General features: G+C 74.4%; 6 protein-coding genes. 3 read left to right on the top strand and 3 right to left on the bottom strand.

Annotation, left to right across the window (positions count from 1 at the left end):
• Positions 1-3,976: Lhr family helicase (locus DZF91_RS34115; protein WP_407920965.1), on the top strand; the 3,976-nt coding region annotated here is incomplete at its 5' end.
• A 424-nt stretch (positions 3,977-4,400) separates the two neighbouring features.
• Here the strand turns inward: DZF91_RS34115 and DZF91_RS34105 are convergent.
• Together DZF91_RS34105 and secA2 are read right to left on the bottom strand one after the other, a co-directional pair.
• Positions 4,401-5,093 carry a hypothetical protein gene (locus tag DZF91_RS34105; protein ID WP_147341521.1) on the bottom strand — a complete coding sequence of 231 codons (693 nt, stop codon included), beginning with the start codon at positions 5,091-5,093 and terminating at the stop codon, positions 4,401-4,403.
• A 149-nt stretch (positions 5,094-5,242) separates the two neighbouring features.
• Entirely contained in the window at positions 5,243-7,759 is a 2,517-nt protein-coding gene (gene secA2 / locus DZF91_RS34100; protein ID WP_199487088.1) for an accessory Sec system translocase SecA2, read from the bottom strand.
• Between the two features lie 209 nt (positions 7,760-7,968).
• On the opposite strand from secA2, the gene DZF91_RS42790 reads away from it, so the two are divergent.
• Complete coding sequence (locus tag DZF91_RS42790; protein ID WP_268915996.1) at positions 7,969-8,100, top strand: hypothetical protein; 132 nt, start codon at positions 7,969-7,971, stop codon at positions 8,098-8,100.
• 129 nt (positions 8,101-8,229) lie between these two features.
• Here the strand turns inward: DZF91_RS42790 and DZF91_RS34095 are convergent, their stop codons facing one another.
• Positions 8,230-9,447 carry an ROK family transcriptional regulator gene (locus tag DZF91_RS34095; protein ID WP_117361157.1) on the bottom strand — a complete coding sequence of 406 codons (1,218 nt, stop codon included), beginning with the start codon at positions 9,445-9,447 and terminating at the stop codon, positions 8,230-8,232.
• Between the two features lie 258 nt (positions 9,448-9,705).
• Here DZF91_RS34095 and DZF91_RS34090 point away from each other — a divergent pair, with 258 nt between their 5' ends.
• Entirely contained in the window at positions 9,706-10,995 is a 1,290-nt protein-coding gene (locus DZF91_RS34090) for an extracellular solute-binding protein (protein WP_117361156.1), read from the top strand.
• The last annotated feature ends 27 nt before the right edge of the window (positions 10,996-11,022 follow it).

Below are 11,022 nucleotides of genomic sequence, written 5' to 3'. Positions count from 1 at the left end.
CGGCGCGGACGTCCGGGGGTCGGGGGCGTCCGGCGGAACGGCGGCGCCTCGTGCGGGCGCGCGTCCCGCCGGGGGGACGCCGGCGCAGATGATGGCGCAGGCCGGAGCGGCCCGGGGCGTCCCGGCGGAGATCGCGCGGGCGCACCACGGCTCGGTGTCCAAGGAGGAGCGGGCGGGCATCGAGAACGCCCTGAAGGAGGGCAGGCTGCCCGCCGTCGTCGCCACGTCCAGCCTGGAGCTGGGCATCGACATGGGCGCGGTCGACCTGGTCGTCCAGGTGGAGTCGCCGCCGTCGGTGGCCAGCGGCCTGCAGCGGGTCGGGCGCGCGGGCCACCAGGTCGGCGCGGTGTCCAAGGGCGTGATCTTCCCGAAGTACCGCGGCGACCTGGTGCAGACCGCCGTGGTCGCCGAGCGGATGCGCGGCGGCGAGATCGAGGAGCTGCGCTACCCGCGCAACCCCCTCGACGTCCTCGCGCAGCAGATCGTCGCCATGGTCGCCATGGACGAGTGGCCCGTGGACGACCTGGAGACCCTGGTCAAGAGGGCCGCGCCCTACGCCACGCTCCCCCGGTCCGCGCTGGAGGCGACGCTCGACATGCTCGCGGGGCGCTACCCCAGCGACGAGTTCGGCGAGCTGCGCCCCCGCCTGGTGTGGGACCGGGTGGCCGGCGTCCTGCGCGACCGGCCGGGCGCGCAGCGGCTGGCGGTGACCAGCGGCGGCACCATCCCCGACCGGGGCCTGTTCGGCGTGTTCCTCGTGGGCGAGAAGTCGTCGCGGGTGGGCGAGCTGGACGAGGAGATGGTCTACGAGTCGCGGGTCGGCGACGTGTTCGTCCTCGGCGCCAGCTCCTGGCGCATCGAGGACATCACGCCCGACCGGGTCCTGGTCTCGCCCGCCCCGGGGCAGCCGGGCAAGCTTCCGTTCTGGCACGGCGACTCGCCGGGCCGTCCCGCCGAGCTGGGGCGGGCGCTCGGCGCGTTCACCCGCGAGCTGGCCGCGCTGCCCGAGCAGCGGGCCCGGGCGCGCGTGACGGACGCCGGGCTGGACGAGTGGGCCGCCGGCAACCTGGTGTCCTACCTGGGCGAACAGCGGGAGGCGACCCGGCACGTCCCGGACGACCGGACGGTCGTGGTCGAGCGGTTCCGCGACGAGCTCGGCGACTGGCGCATGGTCGTCCACTCCCCGCTCGGCGCGCGCGTGCACGGGCCGTGGGCGCTCGCCATCGCGGGCCGCCTGCGCGAACGGTACGGCGTGGACGCGCAGGCCATGCACGCCGACGACGGCATCGTCATCCGCATCCCGGACATGGACGACCCGCCCAGCATGGACCTGTGCGCCTTCGACGCCGACGAGATCGAGCGCGTCGTGGTGGACGAACTGGGCGGATCGGCGCTGTTCGCGGCCCGGTTCCGCGAGTGCGCCGCCCGGTCGCTGCTGCTGCCGCGCCGCCGCCCCGACAAGCGGATGCCGCTGTGGCAGCAGCGGCAGCGTGCCGCGCAACTGCTCAGCGTCGCGGGCAAGTACCCGTCGTTCCCGATCGTCCTGGAGACGATGCGCGAATGCCTCCAGGACGTGTTCGACGTCCCGGGGCTCGTCCAGCTCATGCGCGACCTGGCCGGACGCAAGGTGCGCATGGTCGAGGTCGAGACGAACGAGCCGTCTCCCTACGCGCGGTCCCTGCTGTTCCACTATGTGGGCGCGTTCATGTACGAGGGCGACTCGCCGCTCGCGGAACGCCGCGCCCAGGCGCTCGCGCTCGACACCGCGCTCCTATCGGAACTGCTCGGCCAGGCCGACCTGCGGGAACTGCTCGATCCGGAGGTCGTCGCCGACACCGAGCGGGAGCTGCAGCGGCTCGCGCCCGACCGCCGCGCCCACGATGTGGAGGGTGTCGCCGACCTGCTGCGCGCGCTCGGACCGCTCACCACGTCCGAGATCGGGCTGCGCCTCACCCGCCCGCACGACGCCGCGCCCTTCGCCGCCCGGCTGGAGGAGGAGCGCCGGGTCATCCGCGTCCGCGTCGCCGGGGAGGAGCGGTGGGCCGCGATCGAGGACGCCGGGCGGCTCCGCGACGCGCTGGGCGTGCCGCTGCCCGTGGGCGTGCCCGAGGCGTTCCTCGAGCCGGTGGACGATCCCCTCGGCGACCTGGTGTCCCGGCACGCGCGCACGCACGGGCCGTTCCGCGCCGACGCGGTGGCGGCGCGGTTCGGGCTCGGCGCGGCCGTGGCGACCGAGGCGCTGCGCCGGCTCGCCGCCGCCGGACGCGTCGTCGAGGGCGAGTTCCTGCCGGTCGAGGCCGTGTCCGGGCCGCTGACGTCCGAGTGGTGCGACAGCGGCGTGCTGCGGACGCTGCGCCGCCGCTCTCTCGCGCGGCTGCGCGCCGAGGTCGAGCCGTCCCCGCCCGAGGCGCTCGGCCGGTTCCTGCCCGCGTGGCACGGCATCACGGGCGGCTCCCGGCTGCGCGGCCTCGACGCGCTGGTGCAGGCGGTCGAGCAGTTGCAGGGCGCGGCGGTCCCGGCGTCGGCGCTGGAGTCCCTGGTCCTGCCGTCCCGGGTGCCCGGCTACTCGCCCGCGATGCTGGACGAGCTGACCTCGTCCGGCGAGGTCGTCTGGGCCGGTCAGGGCAGCCTTCCCGGCGGGGACGGCTGGGTCGCGCTCTACCTCGCCGAGACCGCGCCACTGCTCATGCCCGAACCGGCCGAGATCACGCTGACGCCCGTCCACCAGGCGGTCCTCGACCTGCTGGAGGGCGGGGGCGCGCTGTTCTTCCGCATGCTCTCCGACCGGGTGAACCGCGAGCGCGGGCTCGCGGTGAACGACGCCGACCTGGTCACCGCCGTCTGGGACCTGGTCTGGGCGGGCCTGCTCACCAACGACACGCTCGCGCCGCTGCGCGCGGCGCTCGGTTCCGGCCGTCCCGCGCACCGCGCCCGCGCGACCCGGCGGGGCCGTCCCGTCCTGCCGTCGCGGACCGGCCCGCCGACGGTCGCGGGACGCTGGTGGCCGCTTCCGGAGCGGGAGTCCTCCGCCACGGCCCGCTCGCACGCGCTGGCCGAGTCCCTGCTCGACCGGTACGGCATCGTCATCCGGGGCGCGGTCGCGGCGGAGCGTACGCCGGGCGGTTTCTCGGCCGTCTACCCCGTCCTGCGCGCGTTCGAGGAGACGGGCCGCTGCCGCCGGGGCTACTTCGTCGAGGGCCTGGGCGCGGCGCAGTTCGCTCTGCCGGGGGCTGTTGACCGCCTCCGCGCCCTGCGCCCGTCACCGTCGGCGCCACCCGCGTCGTCCCCGCCGGCTTCGTCCCCGCCGTCCGCCTCCGGGCCGTCGGCGTCCCGCTGGGAGACGTCCGGCGCTGCTGATTCCAACGCGCGCTGGGAGACGTCCGGCGCCGCTGATTCCGACGCGCGCTGGGACACGCCCGACGACCGGTGGGACTCCCCTGCGGAGCAAACCAGCGACCGCTGGCAACTGCCCCCGGAAGATCCGTCCGACGAAGACGCGAGGGGCGGTGGCGGTTCCGCAGGGCACCGCCACGGACGGTCCGCCTCGCTGGGCGGCTCGGTCGCGCCCATGGCGAGCGCACGCCGGCCCGAGCCTGGCGAGCGTGCGCTCGTCCTCGCGGCTGCGGACCCCGCGAACGTCTACGGAGCCGCGCTCCCGTGGCCCGACCGCCCGGGCGGCGAGGTGGCGAGCGGCCACAAGCCGGGCCGCAAGGCCGGGGCGCTGGTCGTCCTCATCGGCGGGCGCCTCGTCCTGTACGTCGAACGCGGCGGGAAGACCCTCCTGACCTGGGACGATGACCCGGCCGTCCTGCAACCCGCGGTGGACGCGCTGGCCCTGGCCGTCCGCGAGGGGGCCCTCGGCAAGCTGACCGTCGAACGCGCCGACGGCGAGTCCATCAACGATTCGCCGCTCGCCGCCGCCCTGGAGGCCGCAGGCTTCCACCCGACCCCGAAGGGGCTCCGCCTCCGGGCCTGACCACACGCACGCCGCCCGGCCTTCAGGGGCCGTACCCGGCGGGCACGCCGGGGGGCTGACCACACGCGCGCCGTCCGGCCTTCGGGGTGCCGTGCTCGGCGGGGACGACGGGGCCCGACCATGTGCGGGCCGCCCAGCCTTCAGGGGGCCGTACCCGGCGGGCACGGCGGGAGGCTGACCACACGCGCGCCGTCCGGCCTTCAGGATGCCGTACCTCGGCGGACACCGCGGGGGCCCGACCACACGTGAGCCGCCCGGCCTTCGGGGTGCCGTGCCCGGCGGACACGGCGAGGCCCGACCATGTGCGCGCCGCCCAGCCTTCAGGGTGTCGTACCCGGCGGACACGGCGGGGAGCTGACCACGCGCGCCGTCCGGTCTGGGGATAGGGGCCGCCGGGTCGGCCGTCTCGGCCGGGGCCGGTGGCTCACGCGTTCGACGCCTCTTCGGGGCGGCGGGTCAGGCGACGGGTGACGCGCCAGGCGGGCCAGAGGAGGGCCGCCACGAGGCAGCCGAGGGAGAGCGGGGTCAGGAAGGCGAAGCGCAGGCCGATCGAGGCGCGGACGTCCACGTTCGGGGCACCGTCCAGACGCAGGACGGCGACGGACCACGCGCCGTGGGTCTTGTCCCAGGTCAGGGTGCGGGGGCCAGGTCCCGCGGACGAGGCGACCCAGAACGTCCGGCGGGTGGGGTCCGCCGCCCGGCCGGCCCCGGGCACGTGCCGGAAGCTCGCCTGGAAGGGCTTCAGTTCGGCCGAGACGAAGTCGTCGTAGGCGACGCCCCGGAGGTACGCCTCGACCTGGTCCTTGGGTCCGATGCCGACGAAGATCGGGACGTTCGGATCGGCCGCCTCGACCTTGATGCGCACGCGCGCCAACTCACCGATGTCCGGATCGGGGTCGGCGGCGTGCGCGGACGACGAGCCGACGTCGATCTCGTCGGTCTTGAGCGCCACACCGGAGGTGGTGAACCGGTGCCGGCTCGTGGAGAAGTAGCCGCCCGCGTCCGCCTGCGCAAGAGCGGCGACGCCGGCTGCCGTACCGGCGATGAGCAGCAGGGCCGTGGCGGTCCAGGCCAGTACGCGAGCCGTCGCGGCGGCGGGTCCCGTTTTATTTAGCATGACTGTGCGACGAACGGGATCCGCTCGCCGGCCTCAACCGATCACGACCGGATCCGGCCAGGGCCGAGCCGGGTCCGAGCCGGATCCGAGGGAACTTCCCCGCCCTCCCGGCCGTCCGCGCGCGGGCCCTGGTCCAGCGAATCCCCGACCTAGCTACTACGGCGGCCCTTGAAGAGGGAGATCAGGCCGCGCAGGGCGCGCTCGTCCAGGGAGCCGAAGGGGTTGTCGTGGACGAGGTAGGTCCAGGTGGCGGACGGGCGCTGGAGTCCCGCGCCCTCGAGGTCGAGGGCGCCGTCGCCGGACGTCCTCAGGTTCTCGAAGGCGGCGACGGCGGCGGCGCGGGCGTCGGGCAGCAGGCGCTTGCCCGCCGGGACGGCCTCGGCGTTGAACTCGATGAGCGGGTCCAGGCCGCGGCCGAGGGAGCGCAGGTGGATGCCCTCGCGGACGTCGGTGAGGAAGGCGAGGTGGTCCGACCAGCGTCGGTCCAGGTGGAACAGCAGGAGCTGGCGGGCCGCCGCCGCGACCTCGGCGGCCCCGGCCAGCCCGACCAGTTCGGCGTGCTTCGCGGGCGCCTTCTCGGCCATCAGGCGGTCGGCGGCGTCGCCGCGCAGGACGGCGTCGCGCTCGGCGAGCAGTTCGGCGCGCTGCAGGCCGATGAGGTTGTTGTAGCGCCAGGTGTTGCGGTGGAGCTCCAGGTCGACGCCCTCGGCGACGCGCTGGGCGTGGCCGACGATCCAGTGCGCCTGCTTGGCGTCGATCAGGCCGTCGTCGCCGACCGGGCCCTTGTACTCCTCGTCCGGGGCGTAGCGGGTGACCAGGTCGTCCTGGAGGCTGGTGAAGAACACCGACGCGCCCGGGTCGCCCTGGCGTCCGGCGCGTCCGCGCAGCTGGTCGTCCAGGCGGCTGCTGTGGTACCGGCCGGTTCCGATGACCAGCAGGCCGCCCGCCGCGACGACCTGGTCGTGCGTCCCGGCGGCGGGGTCGTCCAGCGGCGCGGTGCCGGGGGTCTTCTCCACGGGCGGGCCACCGAGCCGGATGTCGGTGCCGCGCCCGGCGATCTGGGTGGACACGGTGATCGCGCCGGGCGCGCCCGCCCGCGCGATGATCGCGGCCTCCTCGGCGTCGTTCTTGGCGTTCAGCACGACCGGTTCGAACCCGGCGCGGACCAGGCGGCGGGCCAGCCGCTCGGACTCGGCGACGTCGCCGGTGCCGACCAGGACGGGACGGCCGGCCGCGTGCGCGGCGGCGATCTCCTCGACGACCGCGACCTCCTTGTCCGCGGACGTGGCGTACAGCCGGTCCGGACGGTCGTCGCGGACGCACGGCCGGTTCGGCGGGACGACCGCGATGTCCAGGCCGTAGAACTCGCGGAGCTGCCCGGCGACGGCCATCGCGGTGCCGGTCATCCCGCACCGCACCGGATACCGGCCGATGAGCTCCTGGACCGTGACCGAGTCGAGGATCTCGCCGCTCGGCGACGCGTCCAGCGCCTCCTTGGCCTCGACGGCCGCCTGGAGGCCGTCCGGCCAGCGCTGGAGCAGCGCGACCCGGCCGCGCGACTCGCTGACCAGCTTCACCGCGCCGTCCCGGACGATGTAGTCCACGTCGCGCTGCAGCAGCACCTCGGCGTGCAGGGCGACGTTCACGGCGGTGAGGACCGCGAGGTTGTCGGGCGCGTAGAGGTCGATGCCGCCGAGCGCCCGCTCCACCTCCCGCGCGCCCGCCGCGGTGAGCTGGACGTTGCGGGCCTCGGTGTCGGTGCCGTAGTCGCGGCCGGGCCGCAGCCGCCGCACCAGGTCGGCGTAGGACGGGTCGGCGCCCGCGCGGTCGGCGGCCCCGGCGAGGACGAGCGGCACCATCGCCTCGTCCACCAGCACCGAGTCGGCCTCGTCGACCAGCGCGACCTCGGGGCGCGGCAGCACCGGGTCGGCGGTCGAGGTCGCGAGCCGGTCGCGCAGCAGGTCGAAGCCGATCTCGCTGACCGGGGCGTAGGTGACGTCGGCGGCGTAGGCGGCGCGGCGCTCGTCCGGCGTGGACGTCTGCCCGACCCACGCGACCGAGACCCCGAGCAGCTCGTACAGCGGTCCCATCCACTCGGCGTCGCGGCGGGCGAGGTAGTCGTTCACCGACATCACGTGGACGCGCCGTCCGCGCAGCGCGTACCCGGCGGCGGCGATCGCGCCCGCCAGCGTCTTGCCCTCGCCCGTGGCCATCTCGGCGACCTGGCCGCGCAGCAGCGCGAGCGCCCCGACGAGCTGGACGTCGTACGGGCGCTCTCCCAGCGTCCGCCGCGCCGCCTCCCGGCCGAGCGCGCACAGTTCCGCGAGGTCGATGTCGGCACCGCCCGCGTTCTCCTGGCCGGACGGCCCGCCCTTCTTCCGGGACGATCCGCCCCGCGCTCCCAGGCCGGCGCCGTCCCTGCCGGAAGCTCCGGACGAACCAGACGCGTCCGGGGCGAGGAGCTCGGAACCCTCACCGGTGGCGTCCGGACGGAGCCGGACGCCCGGGGGCCGCAGGGCGGAGGCGGCGGCGGTCAGCTCGGCGTCGCCGAGCGCCCGCACGCGCCGCTCGCGCTCCCCGGCGTCCGCCACCACGTCGCGCAGCGGCGCGAGGTCGGCGCTGCCGGGCTTCTGCACCAGTCGCTTCAACCGGTCGCGCAGCGCCATGGCATCCCCCCGAAGTCGGTCAGGTGTCTCGAGCGGTCCCGTCCCCGGGGCCCGTTCCCATCATGATCCACCCTCTACCTCCACTGAAGGTCTGACCGGCGTTTCATCCCGTGGGTGGATCCCTTCCGGCCGTTCGGATGACAGCATTGCGGTACATGGGGTTGCGGTGGCCACGGGATGAAGGACGCCACCGCGGAACGGGGGTCAGCATGACACCGACGGCACGGTGGGCCGCGGCGCAGCGGCGCAGGCGGCACGTCATCAACCAGGTCATCATCGACCGCGCGCTGCGTGACCCGCGCCGCCACGAGGCGGCGGAGGCCCAGCCCGCGAGCAAGTAGGGACACTCCTCCGGGACAGGCGCCGCCGCGGTCGTTCCGCGGCGGCGTCCGCGCGTCCGGGGTGCCGCCACGCCTGTGCGCCGGCCTACGCGCTCCGATGGCGGCGTCCGGGCCGGTAAGCCTGCGAGGTCAGCTCGAGAAGACCTCGTCGCGGGCCTGTTCGAGGGCGGCGTGCAGGGCGCCGCGCAGGACGGGGTTCCCCTCGATCTCGGTGACGGTCACGGTGGGACGGGTCGGGCTCAGGCGGCCGACGGCGCGCTCGATGCGCTCGGCCAGGGGACGGCCTCCGGCGCGTCCCAGCTCGCCGGAGAGCACGACCAGGCCCGGGTCCAGGACGATGTTCACCGAGGTCACGCCGTAGGAGATCCGGACGGCCAGCTCGTCCAGGAAGTCCCCGCCGCGGCCCTCGTCGGCGGCGGCGGCGCGGACGCACTCGACGGCGGTGGGTTCGGCGATGCCGTGCCGGTGGGCCAGGGAGCGGACGGCGTCCGCGCCGACCAGCGAGCCGTAGCCGCCGGCGAGGGCCGGGATGCCCCAGGACGTGGACTCGGTGACGCCCTCCTCGCCGTCCATGGGGGCGCGGCGGGCGGTGCCGAGGGGCAGCGGCGCGCCGGGGACGGGCAGGTAGCCGATCTCGCCCGCGCCGCCGAACCGGCCGCGGATCAGGCGTCCGCCGAGCATCACCGAGAGGCCGATGCCGCGGTCGAGCCACATGAGGGCGAAGTCCTCGTGCTCGCGTCCGGCGCCGTAGGCGCGCTCGGCGAGGGCGGCGAGGTTCACGTCGTTCTCGATGACGACCGGGCGGCGCAGGTCGTGCCGGAGCGCCGACAGGACGCCCTCGTGCCAGTGCGGGAGGTCGAAGGCGAACTGGACGTCGCCGGTGCCGGGGTCCACGACGCCGGGCGTCCCTATCACCAGGACGGTCAGCTTCCGCAGCGCGACGCGGGCCGAGCGGGCGGCCTTCACCACGGCGTTGTGCACGGACTTCACGGGGTCGCCGCCGTTGTTGGGGTCGACGGTGACCTGCGCGGCGACGGCGCCGGTGATGTCGGCGACACCCGCGGTGACGCCCTCGGGGCCGACCGAGAGCCCGGCGACGTAGGCGGCGCCGGACACGACCGAGTACAGCGCGGCGTTGGGTCCGCGTCCGCCCGCCTGCTCGCCCACGACCTCGACCAGGCCGCGCTCCTCCAGCCGGCCGAGCAGCTGGGAGGCGGTGACCTTGGACAGCCCGGTGTGCGCACCGATCTGGGCGCGGGTCAGCGGACCACGCGCGACCAGCAGGTCCAGGGCGGCCCGGTCGTTCAGCTCGCGCAGCAGGCGCGGCGTCCCGGGGCGGCTCTCCATGCTTCGTCGTCCCCTCGAAGTCTCAATCCGCTAACGGGCGGTTTTGTTTAGGAAAGTTTCTTGTTAGTTTACGCGCAAGCGTCCCACCGCCCCAGGCGAACGGAGCAGGACGCGAGCGTTGCACCGACTCGCGAGCACCCCCCGCGGCCGGTGCGCGGAACACCGGGCATGGCTGGACCCTAAACGGTCCGGCCCCGGTTTCCCGCATCGCGCCGAGAAGTCCCGCCCGCGAGGGGCGGCCGGAAGAAGGAGAACCCCTTGAAGATCGCGAAAATCGCGGCCGTGAGCGCCGCCCTGGCGATCGGGCTGACCGCCTGCGGCGGCGGCGGTGACAAGAAGGACAAGGACTCGGGCGCCGAGCCCGCGAAGCTGACCGCCTGGTTCATGGGCGCGGCCAACAAGGAGGAGGACGGCGTCCTGGCGCAGGCCAAGGCCGACTTCCAGCAGAAGCACCCCAAGACCCAGGTCGAGGTCGTCTACGTGCCGTGGCCGGACGCGACCAAGAAGCTGCAGGACGCCCTCAACACCGGCCAGGGCCCGGACGTCGTCGAGATCGGCAACGACCAGGCCGTGACGTGGGCCGGGCAGAGCGCGCTCGCCGACATCACCGAGCAGGTGAACGGCTGGTCGGAGGGCAAGGACCTGGTGAAGGGCTCCCTCGACCTCGGCCAGCTGGACGGCAAGACGTACGCCGTGCCGTGGTACGCCGGCGTCCGGGTCGTCTGGTACCGCAAGGACCTGTTCCAGAAGGACGGCGTGCAGATCCCCAAGACCTGGGACGAGCTGAAGGCCGCCGCCAAGACGATCCAGGACAAGGAGGGCGGCAAGGTCGACGGCATCGCCGCCCCGTCCGACTTCACCAACGGGTTCGCCAGCTTCCTGTTCGGCGCGGGCGGCGACATCGCCGCCAAGGAGAACGGCAAGTGGGTCGGCAAGCTCGACACCCCCGAGGCCAAGAAGGCCGTCGAGTACTACACCGGCCTGGTCAAGGACGGCGTCGCGCCCAAGCGCTACATCGGCGTGAACGAGCTCGCCGGCCCGCAGAAGGACTTCGCCAACGGCAAGCTCGGCATGTACATCGACGGCGCCTGGACGCTGCCGCAGATCGAGAAGATCAGCGCGAAGTACACCAAGCAGATGGGCGCGTTCACCATCCCGACGCCGACCGGCCAGGTCGGCCCGGCGTTCTCGGGCGGCTCGCACCTGGCGGTGTGGCGTGACAGCAAGAACAAGGGCGTCGCGTTCGACTACCTGACCTCGGTCGCCGGCAAGAAGAACGCCAAGGCGTTCGCCGACCAGCTGAAGTTCTTCCCGCAGTTCACCGACCTGCTGAAGGACGACTCCTACGCCAAGGACCCGATCCAGGGCCCGGCCTCCCAGCAGATGGCCAACGTCAAGGGCGCGCCGAAGACCCCGAACTGGACCGAGGCGGACCAGAACAAGAAGATCATCCCCACCATGCTCAAGGAGATCATGAACGGGGCGCCGGTCGACTCCGCGATCGCCAAGGCGAACAAGGCCCTGACCGACACGCTCAACCAGAGCTGACCGCCCGGGGGCGGCGCCCACCCGCGC

It is taken from the genome of Actinomadura logoneensis (genome assembly GCF_003428695.1).
Taxonomy (GTDB): Bacteria; Actinomycetota; Actinomycetes; order Streptosporangiales; family Streptosporangiaceae; genus Spirillospora; species Spirillospora logoneensis.
Note: the sequence above shows the minus strand (reverse complement) of the source record. Positions and strands in the feature narration are given on the sequence as shown.

Bases quoted from the DNA above. Each gene is read 5' to 3' on its own strand.
- DZF91_RS34105 (WP_147341521.1), bottom strand. From the start codon at position 5,093: ATGCTAAATAAAACGGGACCCGCCGCCGCGACGGCTCGCGTACTGGCC.
- secA2 (WP_199487088.1), bottom strand. From the start codon at position 7,759: ATGGCGCTGCGCGACCGGTTGAAGCGACTGGTGCAGAAGCCCGGCAGC.
- DZF91_RS42790 (WP_268915996.1), top strand. From the start codon at position 7,969: ATGACACCGACGGCACGGTGGGCCGCGGCGCAGCGGCGCAGGCGGCAC.
- DZF91_RS34095 (WP_117361157.1), bottom strand. From the start codon at position 9,447: ATGGAGAGCCGCCCCGGGACGCCGCGCCTGCTGCGCGAGCTGAACGAC.